33 protein-coding genes are annotated in these 17,550 nt (G+C 42.1%); all 33 read left to right on the forward strand.

Annotation, left to right across the window (positions count from 1 at the left end; genetic code table 11):
- Positions 1 to 7 precede the first annotated feature (7 nt).
- The 33 genes from rplC to C510_RS0113400 all read left to right on the forward strand — a co-directional run bounded on the left by rplC (position 8) and on the right by C510_RS0113400 (position 17,547).
- Positions 8 to 625, forward strand: a complete 618-nt coding sequence (gene rplC / locus C510_RS0113245) for a 50S ribosomal protein L3 (RefSeq protein ID WP_025892834.1) — start codon at positions 8 to 10, stop codon at positions 623 to 625.
- Positions 625 to 1,254 carry a 50S ribosomal protein L4 gene (rplD, locus tag C510_RS0113250; protein ID WP_018711774.1) on the forward strand — a complete coding sequence of 210 codons (630 nt, stop codon included), beginning with the start codon at positions 625 to 627 and terminating at the stop codon, positions 1,252 to 1,254. Before rplC ends, rplD begins: the two co-directional genes overlap by 1 nt.
- 19 nt (positions 1,255 to 1,273) lie before the next feature.
- Complete coding sequence (rplW, locus tag C510_RS0113255; protein ID WP_018711775.1) at positions 1,274 to 1,564, forward strand: 50S ribosomal protein L23; 291 nt, start codon at positions 1,274 to 1,276, stop codon at positions 1,562 to 1,564.
- A gap of 7 nt (positions 1,565 to 1,571) precedes the next feature.
- The gene (gene rplB / locus C510_RS0113260; protein WP_018711776.1) at positions 1,572 to 2,393 is read left to right on the forward strand and encodes a 50S ribosomal protein L2; all 822 of its coding nucleotides are present in this window, start codon (positions 1,572 to 1,574) and stop codon (positions 2,391 to 2,393) included.
- A gap of 22 nt (positions 2,394 to 2,415) precedes the next feature.
- Positions 2,416 to 2,685, forward strand: a complete 270-nt coding sequence (rpsS, locus tag C510_RS0113265) for a 30S ribosomal protein S19 (RefSeq protein ID WP_007559385.1) — start codon at positions 2,416 to 2,418, stop codon at positions 2,683 to 2,685.
- A gap of 38 nt (positions 2,686 to 2,723) precedes the next feature.
- Positions 2,724 to 3,131, forward strand: a complete 408-nt coding sequence (rplV, locus tag C510_RS0113270) for a 50S ribosomal protein L22 (RefSeq protein ID WP_018711777.1) — start codon at positions 2,724 to 2,726, stop codon at positions 3,129 to 3,131.
- A gap of 6 nt (positions 3,132 to 3,137) precedes the next feature.
- Positions 3,138 to 3,869: a 30S ribosomal protein S3 gene (gene rpsC, locus C510_RS0113275; protein ID WP_018711778.1), complete on the forward strand. Its 732-nt coding sequence runs from the start codon at positions 3,138 to 3,140 to the stop codon at positions 3,867 to 3,869.
- A gap of 21 nt (positions 3,870 to 3,890) precedes the next feature.
- Positions 3,891 to 4,322, forward strand: a complete 432-nt coding sequence (rplP, locus tag C510_RS0113280; protein ID WP_018711779.1) for a 50S ribosomal protein L16 — start codon at positions 3,891 to 3,893, stop codon at positions 4,320 to 4,322.
- Positions 4,323 to 4,329: 7 nt separating this feature from the next.
- Entirely contained in the window at positions 4,330 to 4,524 is a 195-nt protein-coding gene (gene rpmC, locus C510_RS0113285; protein WP_018711780.1) for a 50S ribosomal protein L29, read from the forward strand.
- An 11-nt stretch (positions 4,525 to 4,535) separates the two neighbouring features.
- A complete protein-coding gene (rpsQ, locus tag C510_RS0113290; RefSeq protein ID WP_025892833.1) occupies positions 4,536 to 4,793 on the forward strand; it encodes a 30S ribosomal protein S17 in 258 nt (85 codons plus the stop codon).
- A gap of 2 nt (positions 4,794 to 4,795) precedes the next feature.
- Positions 4,796 to 5,161 carry a 50S ribosomal protein L14 gene (gene rplN / locus C510_RS0113295; protein ID WP_007559377.1) on the forward strand — a complete coding sequence of 122 codons (366 nt, stop codon included), beginning with the start codon at positions 4,796 to 4,798 and terminating at the stop codon, positions 5,159 to 5,161.
- 20 nt (positions 5,162 to 5,181) lie between these two features.
- Positions 5,182 to 5,505, forward strand: coding sequence for a 50S ribosomal protein L24 (gene rplX, locus C510_RS0113300; protein ID WP_018711782.1), 324 nt, complete (start codon positions 5,182 to 5,184; stop codon positions 5,503 to 5,505).
- The gene (rplE, locus tag C510_RS0113305) at positions 5,505 to 6,062 is read left to right on the forward strand and encodes a 50S ribosomal protein L5 (protein ID WP_018711783.1); all 558 of its coding nucleotides are present in this window, start codon (positions 5,505 to 5,507) and stop codon (positions 6,060 to 6,062) included. The genes rplX and rplE overlap by 1 nt, the downstream gene beginning before the upstream one ends.
- Positions 6,063 to 6,068: 6 nt before the next feature.
- A complete protein-coding gene (rpsN, locus tag C510_RS0113310; RefSeq protein WP_018711784.1) occupies positions 6,069 to 6,368 on the forward strand; it encodes a 30S ribosomal protein S14 in 300 nt (99 codons plus the stop codon).
- 58 nt (positions 6,369 to 6,426) lie between these two features.
- Positions 6,427 to 6,822 carry a 30S ribosomal protein S8 gene (gene rpsH / locus C510_RS0113315; protein WP_025892832.1) on the forward strand — a complete coding sequence of 132 codons (396 nt, stop codon included), beginning with the start codon at positions 6,427 to 6,429 and terminating at the stop codon, positions 6,820 to 6,822.
- A gap of 16 nt (positions 6,823 to 6,838) precedes the next feature.
- Positions 6,839 to 7,408 (forward strand): 50S ribosomal protein L6, encoded by a 570-nt coding sequence (gene rplF, locus C510_RS0113320; protein WP_025892830.1) that lies wholly within the window; start codon positions 6,839 to 6,841, stop codon positions 7,406 to 7,408.
- Between the two features lie 21 nt (positions 7,409 to 7,429).
- Positions 7,430 to 7,771: a 50S ribosomal protein L18 gene (rplR, locus tag C510_RS0113325; protein WP_025892829.1), complete on the forward strand. Its 342-nt coding sequence runs from the start codon at positions 7,430 to 7,432 to the stop codon at positions 7,769 to 7,771.
- A gap of 6 nt (positions 7,772 to 7,777) precedes the next feature.
- Complete coding sequence (rpsE, locus tag C510_RS0113330; RefSeq protein WP_018711788.1) at positions 7,778 to 8,293, forward strand: 30S ribosomal protein S5; 516 nt, start codon at positions 7,778 to 7,780, stop codon at positions 8,291 to 8,293.
- A gap of 12 nt (positions 8,294 to 8,305) precedes the next feature.
- Positions 8,306 to 8,482 carry a 50S ribosomal protein L30 gene (rpmD, locus tag C510_RS0113335; protein ID WP_018711789.1) on the forward strand — a complete coding sequence of 59 codons (177 nt, stop codon included), beginning with the start codon at positions 8,306 to 8,308 and terminating at the stop codon, positions 8,480 to 8,482.
- A 32-nt stretch (positions 8,483 to 8,514) separates the two neighbouring features.
- The gene (gene rplO, locus C510_RS0113340) at positions 8,515 to 8,961 is read left to right on the forward strand and encodes a 50S ribosomal protein L15 (protein ID WP_026320228.1); all 447 of its coding nucleotides are present in this window, start codon (positions 8,515 to 8,517) and stop codon (positions 8,959 to 8,961) included.
- 4 nt (positions 8,962 to 8,965) lie between these two features.
- Positions 8,966 to 10,312, forward strand: a complete 1,347-nt coding sequence (gene secY / locus C510_RS0113345) for a preprotein translocase subunit SecY (protein ID WP_018711791.1) — start codon at positions 8,966 to 8,968, stop codon at positions 10,310 to 10,312.
- A gap of 10 nt (positions 10,313 to 10,322) precedes the next feature.
- The gene (gene map, locus C510_RS0113350) at positions 10,323 to 11,120 is read left to right on the forward strand and encodes a type I methionyl aminopeptidase (protein WP_025892826.1); all 798 of its coding nucleotides are present in this window, start codon (positions 10,323 to 10,325) and stop codon (positions 11,118 to 11,120) included.
- Between the two features lies 1 nt (position 11,121).
- Positions 11,122 to 11,340 carry a translation initiation factor IF-1 gene (gene infA / locus C510_RS0113355; protein ID WP_002558052.1) on the forward strand — a complete coding sequence of 73 codons (219 nt, stop codon included), beginning with the start codon at positions 11,122 to 11,124 and terminating at the stop codon, positions 11,338 to 11,340.
- Positions 11,341 to 11,357: 17 nt separating this feature from the next.
- Complete coding sequence (gene ykgO, locus C510_RS17230) at positions 11,358 to 11,474, forward strand: type B 50S ribosomal protein L36 (protein ID WP_013617983.1); 117 nt, start codon at positions 11,358 to 11,360, stop codon at positions 11,472 to 11,474.
- 32 nt (positions 11,475 to 11,506) lie between these two features.
- On the forward strand, positions 11,507 to 11,887 hold the full coding sequence (gene rpsM, locus C510_RS0113360) for a 30S ribosomal protein S13 (RefSeq protein ID WP_007559362.1): 381 nt from the start codon (positions 11,507 to 11,509) through the stop codon (positions 11,885 to 11,887).
- A gap of 11 nt (positions 11,888 to 11,898) precedes the next feature.
- Positions 11,899 to 12,288, forward strand: coding sequence for a 30S ribosomal protein S11 (gene rpsK, locus C510_RS0113365; RefSeq protein WP_007567382.1), 390 nt, complete (start codon positions 11,899 to 11,901; stop codon positions 12,286 to 12,288).
- Between the two features lie 117 nt (positions 12,289 to 12,405).
- The gene (gene rpsD / locus C510_RS0113370; protein WP_025892824.1) at positions 12,406 to 13,011 is read left to right on the forward strand and encodes a 30S ribosomal protein S4; all 606 of its coding nucleotides are present in this window, start codon (positions 12,406 to 12,408) and stop codon (positions 13,009 to 13,011) included.
- A gap of 11 nt (positions 13,012 to 13,022) precedes the next feature.
- Positions 13,023 to 14,015: a DNA-directed RNA polymerase subunit alpha gene (locus C510_RS0113375; protein ID WP_025892823.1), complete on the forward strand. Its 993-nt coding sequence runs from the start codon at positions 13,023 to 13,025 to the stop codon at positions 14,013 to 14,015.
- Positions 14,016 to 14,018: 3 nt separating this feature from the next.
- Positions 14,019 to 14,507 (forward strand): 50S ribosomal protein L17, encoded by a 489-nt coding sequence (gene rplQ / locus C510_RS0113380; RefSeq protein WP_025892822.1) that lies wholly within the window; start codon positions 14,019 to 14,021, stop codon positions 14,505 to 14,507.
- Between the two features lie 314 nt (positions 14,508 to 14,821).
- A complete protein-coding gene (locus C510_RS0113385) occupies positions 14,822 to 15,277 on the forward strand; it encodes a DoxX family protein (RefSeq protein WP_018711796.1) in 456 nt (151 codons plus the stop codon).
- A 217-nt stretch (positions 15,278 to 15,494) separates the two neighbouring features.
- Positions 15,495 to 15,911, forward strand: coding sequence for a hypothetical protein (locus C510_RS16560; protein ID WP_018711797.1), 417 nt, complete (start codon positions 15,495 to 15,497; stop codon positions 15,909 to 15,911).
- Positions 15,912 to 16,072: 161 nt separating this feature from the next.
- Positions 16,073 to 16,885, forward strand: a complete 813-nt coding sequence (locus C510_RS0113395; protein ID WP_018711798.1) for a MotA/TolQ/ExbB proton channel family protein — start codon at positions 16,073 to 16,075, stop codon at positions 16,883 to 16,885.
- A gap of 56 nt (positions 16,886 to 16,941) precedes the next feature.
- Positions 16,942 to 17,547 (forward strand): ExbD/TolR family protein, encoded by a 606-nt coding sequence (locus C510_RS0113400; protein ID WP_018711799.1) that lies wholly within the window; start codon positions 16,942 to 16,944, stop codon positions 17,545 to 17,547.
- The last annotated feature ends 3 nt before the right edge of the window (positions 17,548 to 17,550 follow it).

Genomic DNA, 17,550 nt, shown 5'->3' on the forward strand with positions numbered 1-17,550 from the left:
AACTGAAATGCCAGGATTATTAGGAAAGAAAATCGGAATGACATCCGTTTTCAGTGCTGATGGTAAGAATGTACCATGCACTGTTATCGAAGCTGGTCCTTGTGTAGTTACTCAGATCAAGAGTGTAGAAAAGGATGGTTATGCTGCAGTTCAGGTAGGTTTCCAGGACAAGAAGGAAAAGCATACTACCAAACCGTTGATGGGACACTTTAAGAAAGCCGGAGTAACTCCAAAGAGACACTTGGCCGAGTTCAAAGATTTCTCAGAAGAATTGAATTTAGGTGATACCATCACTGTAGAACTGTTCAACGATGCTGCTTATGTAGACGTTATCGGAACTTCTAAGGGTAAAGGTTTCCAGGGTGTTGTAAAACGCCATGGTTTCGGTGGTGTAGGTCAGACTACTCACGGTCAGCACAACCGTGCCCGTAAGCCGGGTTCTATCGGTGCTTGTTCTTATCCGGCCAAAGTATTCAAGGGAATGCGCATGGGCGGCCAGATGGGTGGTGACAGAGTGACTACTCATAACTTACAGGTATTAAAAGTAATTCCTGAACACAACCTGCTGTTGATCAAGGGTTCTGTTCCGGGTTGCAAAGGTTCAATCGTAATAATTGAGAAATAATGGAAGTTAACGTATTAAATATCAAAGGTGAGGATACTGGAAGAAAGGTTTCTTTGAATGAAGCTATCTTCGGAATCGAACCGAATGACCACGCTATCTATCTGGCTGTAAAGCAGTTTATGGCTAATCAGCGCCAGGGAACTCACAAGTCAAAGGAAAGAAGCGAAATCAGTGGTTCTACTCGTAAATTAGGCCGCCAGAAAGGTGGAGGTGGTGCACGTCGTGGTGACATCAACTCACCGGTATTGGTAGGTGGTGCCCGTGTTTTCGGTCCTAAACCACGTGACTATTGGTTCAAATTGAACAAGAAGGTAAAAGCGTTGGCACGTAAGTCTGCTTTGTCTTACAAAGCTCAGGCAAACAGCATCGTAGTAGTAGAAGACTTCACTTTCGAAGCTCCTAAGACTAAAGATTTCGTAAATGTTGTGAATAATCTTAAAGTAGCTGGTAAAAAGCTGCTTATGGTTTTGCCGGAAGCTAATAAAAACGTATATTTGTCTGCTCGTAACTTAGAGCGTACAAATGTTACCATTGCTTCTGCGCTGAATACATATGCTGTATTGAACGCAGAAACTCTTGTTGTTACAGAGAACGCATTGAAAGCTATCGAGGAAACCTTAGTTAAATGATTAAAGGAGGCGAAGTAATATGGGAATCATAATCAAACCGTTAGTTACCGAAAAGATGACAGGAATCTCTGAAAAATCAAACCGTTTCGGATTCGTTGTTCGTCCTAACGCTAACAAATTAGAAATTAAGAGTGAAATCGAAGCTTTGTATAACGTGACAGTTCTTGAAGTGAACACCATGCGTTACGCTGGCAAGAACAAGAGCCGTTATACTAAATCTGGCCTGATCAATGGTCGTACAAACGCTTACAAGAAAGCAATCGTAACATTGAAGGAAGGCGATACTATTGATTTTTATAGCAATATTTAAATAGAAGATGGCAGTACGTAAATTTAAGCCCACAACACCGGGGCAGAGACACAAAATTATTGGTACTTTTGAAGAAATTACTGCATCGGTACCAGAAAAATCTCTTGTATATGGAAAGCGTTCTACAGGTGGTCGTAACCATGTAGGTAAGATGACAATGCGCTATATCGGCGGTGGTCACAAGAGAAAATTCCGTATGATCGATTTCAAGAGAAATAAAGACGGTGTTCCAGCAGTGGTTAAGACAATCGAATACGATCCGAACCGTTCGGCTCGTATCGCTCTGTTGTTCTACGCTGATGGTGAAAAGAGATATATCATTGCTCCTAATGGACTGCAGGTAGGCAGCACATTGATGTCTGGAGCGAATGCGGCGCCTGAGATTGGTAACGCACTTCCGCTTGAAAACATTCCGGTCGGTACTGTAATTCACAACATCGAATTGCGTCCGGGCCAGGGTGCTGCTTTGGTTAGATCGGCTGGTAACTTTGCTCAGTTGACCTCTCGCGAAGGTAAGTATTGTGTCATCAAATTGCCTTCAGGTGAAGTAAGACAGATTTTAAGTGCTTGTAAAGCTACAATCGGTAGCGTAGGTAACTCAGACCACGCTCTGGAAGCATCAGGTAAAGCAGGTCGCTCTCGCTGGTTAGGACGTCGTCCTCACAACCGTGGTGTCGTAATGAACCCAGTTGATCACCCGATGGGTGGTGGTGAAGGTCGTCAGTCTGGAGGACACCCGAGATCACGTACAGGTTTGTATGCTAAGGGCTTGAAGACAAGAGCACCTAAGAAACAGTCTTCTAAATATATTATCGAGAGAAGAAAGTAATAACTGATTAATTGAGTAAATTATGAGTCGTTCATTAAAAAAAGGTCCATATATTAATGTAAAACTGGAAAATAAGGTGCTGGCTATGAATGAAAGCGGCAAGAAATCAGTTGTTAAGACTTGGGCTCGAGCTTCAATGATTTCGCCTGACTTCGTAGGGCATACAATTGCAGTTCACAACGGTAACAAATTTATTCCTGTTTATGTTACAGAAAACATGGTAGGACACAAGTTGGGTGAATTTGCCCCGACCCGTACATTCCGCGGCCATGCAGGTAACAAGAAAAAATAATGACAGGAAACCTATTTGAAATAATAAAGTAATAAATAATGGGAGCAAGAAAAAAAATATCGGCTGAAAAGAGAAAAGAAGCCCTTAAAACCATGTATTTTGCAAAATTGCAAAATGTGCCTACTTCTCCGCGTAAGATGCGTCTCGTGGCTGACATGATTCGCGGTATGGAAGTGAACAGAGCACTTGGTGTACTGAAGTTTTCTTCTAAGGAAGCTTCTGCAAGAGTGGAAAAACTGTTACGCTCTGCTATTGCTAACTGGGAACAGAAGAACGAACGCAAAGCTGAAGACGGCGAACTGTTTGTAACAAAGATTTATGTTGACGGGGGAGCAACCTTGAAAAGAATGAGACCGGCTCCACAGGGTAGAGGTTACAGAATTCGCAAGCGCTCAAACCATGTGACTTTGTTCGTAGATTCTAAGAATACTAATGATAAAATTTAAGACTAGATGGGACAGAAAGTTAATCCGATAAGCAACCGTTTAGGAATTATCAGAGGATGGGATTCTAACTGGTACGGTGGCAAGAACTATGGTGATGCTTTGGTAGAAGACAGCAAAATCCGTAAATATCTGAATGCCAGACTTGCAAAAGCCAGCGTTTCACGAATTGTAATTGAACGTACTCTGAAATTGGTGACCATTACAGTATGTACTGCTCGCCCGGGTATTATCATTGGTAAAGGTGGTCAGGAAGTTGACAAGTTGAAGGAAGAGTTGAAGAAGATCACCGACAAAGACATCCAGATCAACATCTTCGAAGTGAAGAGACCGGAACTTGATGCTGTCATCGTAGCGAACAACATCGCTCGCCAGGTAGAAGGCAAGATTGCTTACCGCCGTGCTATCAAGATGGCCATCGCAAACACGATGCGTATGGGTGCTGAAGGTATCAAGGTGCTGATTTCAGGCCGTCTGAACGGTGCTGAAATGGCTCGCTCTGAAATGTATAAGGAAGGACGTACTCCGCTGCACACATTCCGTGCTGATATCGACTACTGTCATACCGAAGCGCTGACTAAGGTTGGTCTGCTGGGTATCAAGGTATGGATCTGCCGCGGTGAAGTTTACGGCAAACGTGAACTGGCTCCGAACTTCGTTCAGACGAAGGAAAGCGGCCGCAACGGCAATAACAACAACGGTGGAAAGAATTTCCGCAGAAAGAAAAACAACAATCGCTAACGAATTTGAATTTTAGGAATTATGTTACAACCGAAAAAGACAAAATTCAGAAGACAGCAGAAAGGTAGCGCTAAAGGAAACGCCCAGAGAGGTCATCAGTTGGCCTTCGGTTCATTCGGTATCAAGTCTTTACAGACTAAATGGATCACCGGTCGTCAGATTGAGGCAGCTCGTATTGCTGTAACAAGATATATGCAGCGTCAGGGACAGATTTGGATTCGCATTTTCCCGGATAAACCGATTACTCGCAAGCCTGCTGATGTACGTATGGGTAAAGGTAAAGGTAGTCCGGAAGGTTTCGTAGCTCCTGTAACTCCGGGTCGTATTCTGATCGAAGTTGAAGGTGTATCTTTCGATATTGCAAAGGAAGCTTTGCGCTTGGCCGCACAGAAACTTCCTGTTACAACTAAGTTTATTGTTAGACGTGATTACGACGCAAGTCAAAACGCTTGATTGAGATATGAAGATTGCAGAAATTAGAGAAATAGCTACCAACGAATTGGCTGAAAGAATCCAGACTGAGGAAGCCAATTACAATCAGATGGTGTTGAATCATTCGATTTCTCCGCTGGAGAATCCTGCTCAGATTAAGAACCTGCGCAGAACTATTGCACGAATGAAGACTGAATTGCGTCAGAGAGAACTTAACAAATAATAATGGTCCTGATGGAAGCTAGAAATTTAAGAAAAGAAAGAACAGGTGTTGTAGTAAGCAACAAGATGGATAAGACCATTACTGTTGCTGCTAAGTTCAAGGAAAAACACCCTATTTATGGTAAGTTCGTTTCTAAAACGAAAAAGTACCATGCTCATGACGAAAAGAACGAATGCCAGGTCGGCGATACTGTACGTATCATGGAAACTCGTCCTTTGAGCAAAACCAAGAGATGGAGATTGATTGAAATTGTTGAAAGAGCTAAGTAATTATGATACAAGCAGAATCCAGACTTACAGTATGTGACAACAGTGGTGCAAAAGAGGCTCTTTGTATTCGCGTTTTAGGCGGTACAAAGAGACGCTATGCCTCTGTTGGGGATGTTATTGTAGTTTCAATAAAGAGTGTTATCCCCTCAAGTGATATTAAAAAAGGTGCAGTATCAAAGGCCTTGATTGTACGTACTAAGAAAGAAATCCGTCGTGCTGACGGCTCTTACATTCGTTTTGATGACAATGCTTGCGTGTTGCTGAACAATGCAGGTGAAATTAGAGGAAGTCGTATCTTTGGCCCGGTTGCTCGTGAATTGCGTAACGCTAACATGAAGGTCGTTTCACTGGCACCTGAAGTACTTTAATTTTGTAAAAGATTTAAGTAATGAGTAAATTACATATTAAGAAAGGCGATACAGTTTACGTAAACTCAGGCGAGGACAAAGGTAAGACTGGCCGCGTATTGAAAGTTCTTGTTAAAGAAGGACGTGCATTGGTAGAAGGTATCAACATGGTATCTAAGAGTACCAAACCGAGCGCTAAGAACCCTCAGGGTGGTATCGTGAAGCAGGAAGCTCCGATTCACATTTCAAACCTGAATCCGGTAGACCCGAAGACAGGAAAACCGACCCGTGTAGGTAGAAGAGAAAGTGCTGATGGAAGAACATTTGTTCGTTATGCTAAAAAATCAGGAGAGGAGATTAAATAATGAGTAATACTGCAAGCCTTAAGAAAGAATATGCAGAGCGCATTGCTCCTGCGTTGAAGAATCAGTTCCAGTACTCTTCATCTATGCAGATTCCAGTACTCAAGAAGATTGTTATCAATCAGGGCTTGGGTATGGCTGTAGCTGATAAGAAAATCATCGATGTAGCCATCAACGAGTTGACAGCTATCACAGGTCAGAAGGCCGTTGCTACTGTATCTCGCAAAGATATCGCTAACTTCAAGTTGCGTAAGAAAATGCCGATCGGTGTAATGGTGACTTTGCGTCGTGAAAGAATGTACGAATTCCTGGAAAAACTGGTACGTGTGGCTCTGCCTCGTATCCGTGACTTCAAGGGTATCGAAAGCAAGTTCGATGGTAGAGGTAACTATACCTTGGGTATCCAGGAACAGATCATCTTCCCTGAAATCAACATCGATTCTATCACAAAGATTCTGGGTATGAACATCACTTTCGTGACTACTGCTCAGACTGACGAAGAAGGTTACGCCCTGTTGAAGGAATTCGGTTTACCGTTTAAAAACGCTAAAAAAGATTGATAAGTTATGGCAAAAGAATCAATGAAGGCTCGTGAAGTTAGAAGAGCCAAACTCGTTGCTAAATATGCTGAGAAGCGTGCTGCATTGAAGAAGATTGTAAATACCGGTGACCCTGCTGAAGCTTTCGAAGCTGCTCAGAAACTGCAGGACCTGCCGAAGAATTCAAATCCGATTCGTTTGCATAACCGTTGCAAGCTGACTGGCCGTCCAAAAGGTTATATGCGTCAGTTCGGTATCTCACGTATCCAGTTCCGTGAAATGGCTTCTAACGGTTTGATTCCGGGCGTTAAGAAAGCAAGCTGGTAAATTCTTTTATTATTAAATATTGTCAGGGTAGTCCTGATTAATTTAACAATTCATTTATATGACAGATCCAATCGCAGATTTTCTCACAAGATTGAGAAATGCAATTAGTGCTAAGCACAGAGTGGTGGAAGTACCTGCTTCAAACTTGAAAAAGGAAATTACAAAAATCCTGTTTGACAAAGGTTACATCCTGAACTACAAGTTCGTTGAAGATGGTCCTCAGGGTACTATCAAGGTAGCTTTGAAGTACGATGCCGTAAATAAGGTAAACGCTATCAAGAAGCTTATCAGAGTATCAACTCCGGGTATGCGTAAGTATACCGGCTACAAAGACATGCCGAGAGTAATTAACGGATTAGGTATTGCTATCATATCTACATCCAAGGGTGTGATGACAGACAAAGAAGCTGCCGCTTTGAAGATCGGTGGTGAAGTTCTTTGCTATGTATATTAATGTAGGAGGATAAACTATGTCAAGAATAGGTAAATTGCCCGTTAGTATCCCTGCTGGAGTAACAGTTACTCACAAGGATAACGTAGTAAACGTAAAAGGCCCGAAAGGTGAGTTGAGTCAGTATGTAAATCCTGCTATCGATGTAGAGATTGCAGACGGACACGTGGTGTTGAAGGAAAATGAGAATGCTATGCTTGATAACCTGAAACAGCGTCATGCATTCCATGGTTTGTATCGTGCTTTGATCCACAACATGGTTGTAGGTGTTTCTGAAGGTTACAAGAAAGAGTTGGAACTTGTCGGTGTTGGTTACCGTGCTTCTAACAATGGTAACATCATTGATTTCGCATTGGGTTATACGCATAATATCTTTATGCAGTTGCCTCCTGAAATCAAGGTTGAAACTAAATCAGAAAGAAATAAGAACCCTCTTATCATATTGGAATCTTGTGACAAACAGCTGCTCGGTCAGGTTTGTTCAAAAATACGTTCTTTCCGTAAGCCTGAACCTTACAAAGGAAAAGGTATTAAGTTTGTTGGTGAAGAAATTCGTAGAAAGTCTGGTAAATCAGCTGGCGCTAAGTAATTCACATAAAATCGTACAATTATGACAACAAAAATTGAAAGACGAATTAAGATCAAATATAGAGTACGCAACAAGATTTCAGGTACCGCTGAACGTCCGCGTATGAGTGTGTTTAGAAGTAACAAGCAGATTTATGTTCAGGTTATCGACGATTTGAGCGGTAGAACATTGGCTGCTGCTTCTTCACTGGGTATGGAAACTATGCCTAAGAAAGAACAGGCTGCTAAGGTTGGTGAACTGATCGCTAAGAAAGCTCAGGAAGCTGGTATTACGACTGTCGTATTCGACCGTAATGGTTACTTGTATCATGGGAGAGTAAAAGAAGTGGCTGATGCTGCTCGTAACGGTGGACTTAAATTTTAATGAATTATGGCAGTTAATAATAGAGTTAAGATCACTAACGATATAGAATTAAAAGATAGACTGGTTGCAATCAACCGCGTTACTAAAGTTACCAAAGGTGGTAGAACTTTCAGCTTCGCTGCAATCGTTGTTGTTGGTAACGAAGATGGTATCATCGGTTGGGGACTGGGTAAAGCAGGTGAAGTGACTGCAGCAATCGCCAAAGGTGTAGAAGCTGCTAAGAAGAACCTGACCCGCGTTCCTGTATTGAAAGGTACTGTTCCTCACGAACAGTCTGCTAAATTCGGTGGCGCTGAAGTATTCATCAAACCGGCTTCAACCGGTACCGGAGTAGTAGCCGGTGGTGCAATGCGTGCCGTATTGGAAAGTGTTGGTATTACTGACGTTCTGGCTAAGTCTAAGGGTTCATCTAACCCTCACAACCTGGTTAAGGCTACAATCCTGGCTCTGAGCGAAATGAGAGATGCTCGCATGGTGGCTCAGAATAGAGGTGTAAGTTTGGAAAAAGTATTTAGAGGATAAGGAGGAATCAATATGTCAACTATTAAGATCAAACAAGTAAAGAGTAGAATCGGCGCTCCGGCTGACCAGAAGAGAACGTTGGACGCACTGGGCCTTCGCAAATTGAATCGTGTGGTTGAACACGAAGAAACTCCTTCGATTCTGGGTATGATCAGCAAGGTAAAACACCTGGTTGAGATTGTTAAGTAATTTGTTGGTTAATACTAAAGATTTTTTACAATATGAATTTGAATAATTTGCGTCCTGCAGAAGGTTCTGTCAAAACTAGAAAAAGAGTTGGTCGTGGTGCCGGTTCAGGTTTAGGTGGTACTTCAACAAGAGGACATAAAGGAGCAAAGCAGAGATCTGGTTACTCTAAGAAGATCGGTTTCGAAGGTGGTCAGATGCCTCTCCAGCGTCGTGTTCCGAAATTTGGTTTCAAGAATATCAACCGTGTAGAATATAAAGCTATTAACTTGGATACTATCCAGAAGTTGGCTGAAGCCAAGAGTCTGTCTAAGGTAGGTGTTAATGACTTGATTGAAGCTGGTTTCATCTCTTCTAACCAATTAGTGAAAGTTCTAGGCAACGGTGGTTTGACTATCAAACTCGACGTAGAAGCAAATGCTTTCTCTAAGAGTGCGGTAGCTGCAATCGAAGCCGTTGGTGGTAATGCAGTAAAACTCTGATTCAATGATTAAATCTATTGAAACATTAAAGAATATATGGAATATTGAGGATCTGAGAAAACGGATCCTCATTACTATATTGTTTGTTGCAATTTATCGCTTCGGATCATACGTGGTGTTGCCAGGTATCAATCCGGATATGCTGTCTAAATTGCATGAACAGACTAGTGAAGGTCTTCTTGCGTTGTTGAACATGTTCTCTGGTGGTGCCTTCTCCAATGCTTCAATCTTCGCATTGGGTATCATGCCATACATCTCTGCATCCATCGTGATTCAGCTGTTGGCAATTGCGGTACCATATTTCCAGAAACTTCAACGGGAAGGGGAGAGCGGACGTAGAAAGATCAATCAGTATACACGTATATTGACTATCATCATTTTGGTGTTCCAGGCTCCTTCTTACCTGATTAACCTGAAAATGCAGGCAGGCCCGGCCCTTAATGCTTCATTAGATTGGACTTTCTTTATTATTACTTCTACCATTATTTTGGCTGCGGGTAGTATGTTTGTCCTGTGGCTGGGTGAAAGAATCACGGATAAAGGTATCGGTAACGGTATTTCGCTCATCATCATGGTGGGTATCATTGCCCGTCTTCCGCAGGCTTTCTCCGGTGAGTTCGTATCTCGACTCGCTTCACCTGGAGCAGGAGGTATCATCATGTTCCTCATCGAGCTGGTGTGCCTGTTGGCTGTCATTGCAGCAGCAATCATGCTGGTGCAGGGCGTCCGCAAGATACCTGTACAATATGCCAAACGTATTGTGGGGAACAAACAGTATGGTGGTGCCAGACAGTATATCCCGTTGAAGGTGAATGCTGCCAACGTGATGCCTATCATCTTTGCGCAGGCAATCATGTTTATTCCTATTACTATTGTAGGATTCTCCAATGCCGAAGAGGCGGGGGGAATTACACGTGCTTTGATTGATCACACCAGTTTCCTGTATAACGTAATATTTGCAATCCTGATTCTTTTATTTACGTATTTCTATACAGCGATAACGATCAATCCGAATCAGATGGCGGAAGATATGAAGAGAAACAACGGTTTTATTCCGGGTATCAAGCCGGGTAAACCGACAGCAGATTATATCGATACAGTTATGTCTCGTATTACTCTGCCTGGTTCAATCTTCTTGGCAATTATTGCTATCTTACCGGCTTTTGCCGGCATATTCGGTGTTCAGGATGCGTTTGCTCAATTCTTTGGCGGTACTTCACTGCTGATTTTGGTAGGTGTCGTGCTCGACACGCTGCAGCAGATTGAAAGTCACTTGCTGATGCGCCATTACGATGGCTTGTTGAGTACCGGACGCATCAAGGGACGTTCCGCAAATGTAGCTGCTTATTAAAATGTCTCGAATGATATTTCTTAAGACAGATGATGAAATAGAGCTGCTTCGTCAGAGTAATCTCCTGGTGGGGATGACTCTGGCTGAAGTCGCTAAACTGATAAAACCTGGAGTTACAACCCGCCAGCTGGATAGGGTGGCCGAAGAGTTTATCCGGGATCATGGCGCTACACCGACCTTCAAAGGATTTCCGAATCCGTACGGTGGACCGTTCCCCGCTACACTCTGTACTTCGGTCAACGAACAGGTGGTACACGGAATCCCTAATGATATCCCGTTGAAGGAAGGCGATATCGTTTCTGTGGATTGCGGAACATACATGAATGGTTTTTGTGGCGATTCCGCATATACTTTTTGTGTAGGCGAGGTCGATGAAGAAGTAAAGAAACTTTTGCGAACAACGAAAGAGGCACTTTACAAAGGTATAGAACAAGCTGTTCATGGTAAACGTTTGGGTGATATCGGCTATGCTATTCAGGAGCATTGTGAAGCCCAGTCTTATGGCGTGGTTCGGGAATTTGTCGGTCATGGTATCGGTAAAGAGATGCATGAAGAACCGGCGGTACCCAATTACGGTCGAAGAGGTTCGGGTGTACAGCTGAAGAAAGGTATGTGCATAGCTATAGAGCCTATGATAACCCAAGGTGATCGCAATATTGTGATGGAAGCTGACCGTTGGACGGTACGTACACGCGACCGGAAGATGGCGGCACATTTCGAACATACCGTTGCGGTAGGTTTAGGTAAAGCTGATATATTATCATCATTTGAATTTATAGAACAAGTATTAGGAGATAAAGCAATTTGATATGGCAAAGCAATCTGCAATAGAACAAGATGGAGTAATCGTTGAAGCATTGTCAAATGCAATGTTTCGCGTGGAATTGGAAAACGGGCATGAAATTACAGCCCATATTTCCGGAAAGATGAGAATGCATTACATCAAAATACTTCCCGGCGATAAAGTAAGGGTTGAGATGTCACCCTACGACTTGTCCAAAGGTAGAATCGTTTTTAGATATAAATAAAAAGATATATAAGAGATATGAAAGTAAGAGCATCATTAAAGAAACGTACGCCGGATTGCAAAATCGTTAGACGTAATGGCCGTTTGTATGTTATTAACAAGAAAAATCCTAAGTATAAACAACGTCAAGGATAATTTATTATTTTTGCAAAAAAAATAATTAGTATATGGCTATAAGAATAGTTGGTGTAGATTTGCCTCAGAATAAGAGAGGTGAGATTGCGTTGACATACGTATATGGTATCGGACGCAGCAGTTCAGCAAAAATTTTGGATAAAGCAGGTGTTGATCGTGACTTGAAAGTTAAGGATTGGACTGATGATCAGGCTGCTAAGATTCGTGAAATCATTGGTGCTGAATATAAAGTAGAAGGTGATCTTCGTTCTGAAATCCAGTTGAACATTAAGCGATTAATGGATATTGGTTGCTACCGTGGTGTTCGTCACCGTCTGGGTCTGCCGGTTAGAGGTCAGAGCACTAAGAACAACGCCCGTACACGTAAGGGTAGAAAGAAAACAGTTGCAAATAAGAAAAAAGCTACTAAATAATAATTGTTGATATGGCAAAAAAAACAGTCGCAGCTAAAAAAAGAAATGTGAAAGTTGATGCTAATGGACAGTTGCACGTTCATTCTTCATTCAACAACATTATCGTTTCTTTGGCAAATAGCGAAGGCCAGATTATTTCTTGGTCTTCTGCAGGTAAGATGGGATTTAGAGGTTCTAAGAAGAACACTCCTTATGCAGCACAGATGGCTGCACAGGATTGCGCTAAAGTAGCGTATGACCTGGGCCTGAGAAAGGTGAAAGCTTACGTGAAGGGTCCTGGAAACGGACGTGAATCTGCTATCAGAACAGTACACGGAGCTGGAATCGAAGTTACTGAAATCATCGACGTAACTCCATTGCCGCACAACGGTTGTCGTCCTCCGAAAAGAAGAAGAGTATAATACAGATAACCTATTTCGATGTCACTTGAATTTGTTAAATAATTGGATTGCAATTCCTTTCTGTAATCGCGGCTGCAACAAATTGAGTACATTATAACAATTAAATCAGAAAATAAAATGGCTAGATATACTGGACCAAAAACTAGAATTGCACGTAAATTCGGTGAAGCAATCTTCGGAGCAGATAAAGTTTTGTCTAAGAAAAACTATCCTCCCGGACAGCATGGTAACAACCGTCGCAGAAAAACTTCTGAATACGGTGTCATGTTGGCTGAAAAGCAGAAAGCTAAATATACTTACGGGGTACTGGAAAAACAGTTCCGTAACCTGTTTGAGAAAGCTGCAAGTATGAACGGTATTACCGGTGAAATCTTGCTGCAGAGTCTTGAATGTCGTCTGGACAACGTAGTGTTCCGTTTGGGTATTGCTCCTACACGCGCAGCTGCTCGTCAGTTGGTAGGTCACAAGCACATTACAGTTGATGGCAAGGTCGTAAATATCCCTTCATTCGCTGTAAAACCGGGTCAGTTGATCGGTGTTCGTGAAAGATCTAAATCATTGGAAGTTATCGCTAACTCATTGGCTGGATTCAATCACAGCAAATATCCTTGGTTGGAATGGGATGAAAACTCTAAGACTGGAAAATTGTTGCATAAACCGGAAAGAGCTGACATTCCTGAAAACATTAAAGAACACTTGATCGTTGAATTGTACTCTAAATAATAATTGATTTCATGGCGATATTAGCATTTCAAAAACCTGATAAAGTATTAATGTTGGAAGCGGATTCCAAATTCGGAAAATTCGAATTCCGTCCGCTTGAACCCGGTTTCGGTATTACCGTAGGTAATGCTTTACGCCGTATTCTTCTCTCCTCACTGGAAGGCTATGCGATCAATACTATTCATATTGAAGGTGTTGAACACGAATTTGCAACTGTACCAGGTGTCAAAGAAGATGTTACTAACATTATCTTGAATCTGAAACAAGTTCGATTCAAGCAAATAGTTGAGGAATTCGATAGTGAAAAGGTAAGCATTACCGTTGAGAATTCTACTGAATTTAAGGCAGGTGATATTGGTAAGTATTTGACCGGATTTGAAGTGTTAAATCCTGAATTAGTTATTTGCCATTTAGATTCAAAAGCAACTATGCAGATAGACATTACAATCAACAAAGGTCGTGGTTATGTTCCGGCTGACGAAAACCGCGAATTCTGCACCGATGTGAATGTAATTCCTATCGATTCTATTTACACTCCGATTCGTAATGTAAAATATGCGGTTGAAAACTACCGTGTAGAACAGAAGACTGACTATGAAAAGTTGGTGCTCGAGATTACGACGGACGGTTCCATTCACCCGAAGGAAGCCCTGAAAGAAGCTGCAAAGATTCTGATTTATCATTTCATGCTCTTCTCTGATGAAAAGATTACACTTGAAACATCAGATGTTGATGGCAACGAAGAATTTGATGAAGAAGTTCTGCACATGCGTCAGTTACTTAAAACTAAGTTGGTGGATATGGACCTGTCAGTACGCGCCTTGAACTGTTTGAAGGCTGCCGATGTAGAAACATTGGGTGACTTGGTTCAATTCAACAAGACTGACCTGCTGAAGTTCAGAAACTTCGGTAAGAAATCGCTCACTGAGCTTGATGATTTGCTCGAGAGTCTGAATCTGTCGTTTGGAACGGATATTTCTAAGTATAAATTAGATAAAGAATAAAAAATGAGACATAATAAAAAATTCAACCATTTAGGTCGTACTGCTTCTCACAGAAGTGCAATGTTGTCAAACATGGCATGTTCTTTGATCAAGCACAAAAGAATCACTACGACTGTTGCGAAGGCTAAAGCTTTGAAGAAGTTCGTTGAACCGCTGATTACTAGATCTAAAGAAGATACTACTAATTCACGACGCGTTGTATTCAGCAACTTGCAGGATAAGTTCGCTGTTACTGAACTGTTCAAAGAAATCTCTGTAAAGGTGGCTGACCGTCCGGGTGGATATACTCGTATCATCAAGACTGGTCACCGTTTGGGTGATAACGCAGAAATGTGTTTCATCGAATTGGTTGACTACAACGAGAATATGGCCAAGACTGTTGCTAAGAAAGCTACTCGTACTCGTCGTTCTAAGAAGTCTGCTGCAACTGCCGAAGAACCTGTTGCAGAAGCTACTGAAACTGTTGCAGAGGAAGCCCCTAAAGCTGAATAATTCTGTATACACCATATACTTTGAAGAGGGTGTGTCAAAACTAAAATGACTACTCCTCAAAGTTACAGATTGTAACTATAATATTTAAAAGGGTCGTATCAAACTCTGTATAGAGTAATGATACGGCCCTTTCTTTAGTCTTTTAGGATGCTCAAATTTCAAATTATAAGTTCACATTTTCAAAAAATGAGTTTTGACACACCCTCTTTGTTGTTTTCATACCCTTACGTACTCCTGTTAAAATGTTATCTATTTATTTTGTTTCCTTCTTTTTTTCTGTTATCTTGCAGTTGTTTTAAAATGAATGACAGGTTATGCGTATGAAAAATGCTTTCTTTTTTACACAACGGGTGGCCGAAGAGATTTGTTTCTCCTGGTTTCTGTTGGCTTTGCGTTTGCTGTTCGGTGGTTTGCTCCTGATGCACGGCATCATGAAAATCATCGATTTCTATGTATTGTCTGTCTCGTTTCCGGACCCGTTGGGTATCGGTAGCACCTATTCGCTGGCATTGGCTATTTTTGCCGAAGCAGCCTGTTCGTGTGCCTTTATTCTAGGTCTGTTGTTCCGTTTGTCTTTGCTTCCGATGATTACTACCATGGCAGTGGCTTTTTGGGGGGTACATGGTGGAAGTATCTCAGGCGGAGAACTGGCATTTGTCTTTCTGGTTGTTTTTATTTTGTTGTGGATAAGCGGCCCAGGATTGTTTTCTATCGATAAATTGTTGTTCGGACAAAAGGAAAGGCCGCGTTACTCCCGTTATCTTCATTAATGTGTTGCATGGAGAATACACTGTTTGTGCTTATCCTTTTGACGCTTGATTGAAATTTTACATCGTTTAACACATCTCTTCTGAACCTTTTCTACTGTTGGTTGTTATTTATGCAAAGGGGATGAGAAAGCGAGAAGCTATTTTCGAAAACTGACTTTTCCTGACTTTCTCATGAATGACAATAAGTAGAATAAGTGAATTAAACAATCTTTTTCCTATGAAGTGGATGTTCAACATAACGATGGTCTTCCTGTTCCTGTTTATAGGATTGACAGAAGCTCATGCTACCGGCAATGATTGCCCGGAAGCTTTGCCGTCGTATTCGGTTGCTGACGTTCCTTCATCTTCCCCTGAATCCGCCAAGAAACATTTCCATGCCGCTCCAGAGCGGGTAAAGGACATGTTATGCGAAACCGTTTCGCGTACATTTGTTCGTTGTAATTTAGCCGAACGTTATGCTCGATATCTGAATGAATTGAATGACCATTTTCTCCGCAATTTCATTGCTTCCTATGCGATGCGTGAAAGAACATTGCTGTGTGAGAAAGAGAGGTTGTTTCCATCCGTCAGTTTTCATTGTGTGGAGCCTTCCTGCGAATACTTCGTGTTCGCCTTGAGAAAAATAATCATTTAATTAAATCGTTTTTAAATTTAGTTGTTTTCCGTACTCCGGCACAAGTGATTGGGCCGGAGTAAAGAAGAAATACTTGTACGACAACAGGTGTTTCCGGCATCCTGTATGCCCATTTGATACTATTCATTAACAAACAAATATTTTTAAAAACGATTGATTCTATGAAAACGAATAATAATGTAACCAAGAAATCTTTTAAAGGAATTGAAGCTGCCGGTTTAGTAATTATCGGATGTTTTGTTGTGGCCATCTGTATCTACCATTTTGTGTTCGGTAATCCGGCTAATTTCATGAACAATGATCCGAATAATCATCCGCTTCCCGGTAATCTTTTAGGTACCATTTATAAAGGCGGTATCATTGTGCCGGTTATCCAGACTCTTTTGCTTACCGTACTGGCTTTAAGTGTAGAACGATTCTTTACCATCCGTGCGGCTTTCGGACGTGGCAAACTGGTGAAATTCGTGGCGCAGATTAAGGAAGCCTTAACTCGCGGTGATTTGGATGCTGCGCAAGCTTTGTGTGACAAGCAGCGCGGTTCTGTTGCCAATGTAGTGGGTTCTACCTTGCGCAAATACCGTGAGATGGAACAGGCTACTGATCTGACCAAGGACCAGAAAATCCTGGCTATCCAGAAAGAACTGGAAGAGGCTACCGCTTTGGAACTTCCGATGATGCAGCAGAATCTGCCGATTATCGCTACTATCACTACTTTAGGTACGTTGATGGGATTGCTCGGAACCGTAATCGGTATGATCAAGTCGTTTGCTGCTTTGTCTGCCGGAGGTGGAACAGATTCAGTAGCCCTTTCTACCGGTATCTCTGAAGCGTTGATTAATACTGCTTTCGGTATCTTGACCGGTGCATTGGCTGTCATCGCTTATAACTACTATACCAACAAGATTGACAAACTGACTTATAGCCTGGATGAAGTAGGTTTCTCTATCGTACAGACTTATGCGTCTACTCATTGATTTTTCCCGGAAATCGGGGGAGTTACATTCTGTGGAATCCAATAAACGAAACAACTATGAGTAGGGCAAAAATACAGAAAAAGGCTACGTTCATCGATATGACAGCCATGAGTGATGTAACTGTATTGTTGCTTACGTTCTTTATGTTGACGGCAAGCTTCGTCAAGAAAGAGCCGGTACAGGTGGTTACTCCATCGTCTGTCTCCGAAATCAAGATACCGGAGACCAACCTGCTGTCCATTCTGGTGGATACGAACGGAAAGATTTTCATGAGCCTTGACAAACAAGACGATATGGCGACTACATTGGAGGCGATGGGTGAGGAATATGGTGTCACCTTCACTCCGCAGGAAGTCAAGAAGTTTTCACTGTTCCAGACTTTTGGAGTTCCGATGAAGAATCTGAAGTCGTTCCTGGCGCTTTCGGGCGAAGAGCAGGACAAGGTTCTGAAGAATCAGGGAATTCCGTGCGACAGCATCGATAACCAGTTTAAGGCGTGGGTGCGTCATGCACGGATTGCGAATCCTGACTTGCGTATAGCTATCAAGGCTGACCAGCAGACTCCATACATGGTAATCAAAAAAGTGATGAATTCGCTTCAGGACCTGAAAGAGAACAGATACAATCTGATTACTTCTCTGAAGACCAGTGCTGAAGATTAAAAA

It is taken from the genome of Phocaeicola barnesiae DSM 18169 = JCM 13652, assembly GCF_000374585.1.
Lineage (GTDB): Bacteria > Bacteroidota > Bacteroidia > Bacteroidales > Bacteroidaceae > Phocaeicola > Phocaeicola barnesiae.

What these genes read in the sequence shown, in the direction of transcription:
- C510_RS0113400 (WP_018711799.1), top strand. Translation starts at nt 16,942, where the DNA reads ATGAGTAGGGCAAAAATACAGAAAAAGGCTACGTTCATCGATATGACA.
- map (WP_025892826.1), top strand. Translation starts at nt 10,323, where the DNA reads ATGATATTTCTTAAGACAGATGATGAAATAGAGCTGCTTCGTCAGAGT.
- rpsM (WP_007559362.1), top strand. Translation starts at nt 11,507, where the DNA reads ATGGCTATAAGAATAGTTGGTGTAGATTTGCCTCAGAATAAGAGAGGT.
- rplB (WP_018711776.1), top strand. Translation starts at nt 1,572, where the DNA reads ATGGCAGTACGTAAATTTAAGCCCACAACACCGGGGCAGAGACACAAA.
- rpsE (WP_018711788.1), top strand. Translation starts at nt 7,778, where the DNA reads ATGGCAGTTAATAATAGAGTTAAGATCACTAACGATATAGAATTAAAA.
- C510_RS0113395 (WP_018711798.1), top strand. Translation starts at nt 16,073, where the DNA reads ATGAAAACGAATAATAATGTAACCAAGAAATCTTTTAAAGGAATTGAA.
- rpsD (WP_025892824.1), top strand. Translation starts at nt 12,406, where the DNA reads ATGGCTAGATATACTGGACCAAAAACTAGAATTGCACGTAAATTCGGT.
- rpsK (WP_007567382.1), top strand. Translation starts at nt 11,899, where the DNA reads ATGGCAAAAAAAACAGTCGCAGCTAAAAAAAGAAATGTGAAAGTTGAT.
- rplC (WP_025892834.1), top strand. Translation starts at nt 8, where the DNA reads ATGCCAGGATTATTAGGAAAGAAAATCGGAATGACATCCGTTTTCAGT.
- rplO (WP_026320228.1), top strand. Translation starts at nt 8,515, where the DNA reads ATGAATTTGAATAATTTGCGTCCTGCAGAAGGTTCTGTCAAAACTAGA.
- rpsN (WP_018711784.1), top strand. Translation starts at nt 6,069, where the DNA reads ATGGCAAAAGAATCAATGAAGGCTCGTGAAGTTAGAAGAGCCAAACTC.
- rplF (WP_025892830.1), top strand. Translation starts at nt 6,839, where the DNA reads ATGTCAAGAATAGGTAAATTGCCCGTTAGTATCCCTGCTGGAGTAACA.
- rpsQ (WP_025892833.1), top strand. Translation starts at nt 4,536, where the DNA reads ATGGAAGCTAGAAATTTAAGAAAAGAAAGAACAGGTGTTGTAGTAAGC.
- rpsS (WP_007559385.1), top strand. Translation starts at nt 2,416, where the DNA reads ATGAGTCGTTCATTAAAAAAAGGTCCATATATTAATGTAAAACTGGAA.
- rplP (WP_018711779.1), top strand. Translation starts at nt 3,891, where the DNA reads ATGTTACAACCGAAAAAGACAAAATTCAGAAGACAGCAGAAAGGTAGC.
- secY (WP_018711791.1), top strand. Translation starts at nt 8,966, where the DNA reads ATGATTAAATCTATTGAAACATTAAAGAATATATGGAATATTGAGGAT.
- rplN (WP_007559377.1), top strand. Translation starts at nt 4,796, where the DNA reads ATGATACAAGCAGAATCCAGACTTACAGTATGTGACAACAGTGGTGCA.
- ykgO (WP_013617983.1), top strand. Translation starts at nt 11,358, where the DNA reads ATGAAAGTAAGAGCATCATTAAAGAAACGTACGCCGGATTGCAAAATC.
- rpmC (WP_018711780.1), top strand. Translation starts at nt 4,330, where the DNA reads ATGAAGATTGCAGAAATTAGAGAAATAGCTACCAACGAATTGGCTGAA.
- rpmD (WP_018711789.1), top strand. Translation starts at nt 8,306, where the DNA reads ATGTCAACTATTAAGATCAAACAAGTAAAGAGTAGAATCGGCGCTCCG.
- rplW (WP_018711775.1), top strand. Translation starts at nt 1,274, where the DNA reads ATGGGAATCATAATCAAACCGTTAGTTACCGAAAAGATGACAGGAATC.
- rplV (WP_018711777.1), top strand. Translation starts at nt 2,724, where the DNA reads ATGGGAGCAAGAAAAAAAATATCGGCTGAAAAGAGAAAAGAAGCCCTT.
- rpsC (WP_018711778.1), top strand. Translation starts at nt 3,138, where the DNA reads ATGGGACAGAAAGTTAATCCGATAAGCAACCGTTTAGGAATTATCAGA.
- rplD (WP_018711774.1), top strand. Translation starts at nt 625, where the DNA reads ATGGAAGTTAACGTATTAAATATCAAAGGTGAGGATACTGGAAGAAAG.
- rpsH (WP_025892832.1), top strand. Translation starts at nt 6,427, where the DNA reads ATGACAGATCCAATCGCAGATTTTCTCACAAGATTGAGAAATGCAATT.
- C510_RS0113385 (WP_018711796.1), top strand. Translation starts at nt 14,822, where the DNA reads ATGCGTATGAAAAATGCTTTCTTTTTTACACAACGGGTGGCCGAAGAG.
- rplX (WP_018711782.1), top strand. Translation starts at nt 5,182, where the DNA reads ATGAGTAAATTACATATTAAGAAAGGCGATACAGTTTACGTAAACTCA.
- infA (WP_002558052.1), top strand. Translation starts at nt 11,122, where the DNA reads ATGGCAAAGCAATCTGCAATAGAACAAGATGGAGTAATCGTTGAAGCA.
- rplQ (WP_025892822.1), top strand. Translation starts at nt 14,019, where the DNA reads ATGAGACATAATAAAAAATTCAACCATTTAGGTCGTACTGCTTCTCAC.
- C510_RS16560 (WP_018711797.1), top strand. Translation starts at nt 15,495, where the DNA reads ATGAAGTGGATGTTCAACATAACGATGGTCTTCCTGTTCCTGTTTATA.
- rplR (WP_025892829.1), top strand. Translation starts at nt 7,430, where the DNA reads ATGACAACAAAAATTGAAAGACGAATTAAGATCAAATATAGAGTACGC.
- rplE (WP_018711783.1), top strand. Translation starts at nt 5,505, where the DNA reads ATGAGTAATACTGCAAGCCTTAAGAAAGAATATGCAGAGCGCATTGCT.
- C510_RS0113375 (WP_025892823.1), top strand. Translation starts at nt 13,023, where the DNA reads ATGGCGATATTAGCATTTCAAAAACCTGATAAAGTATTAATGTTGGAA.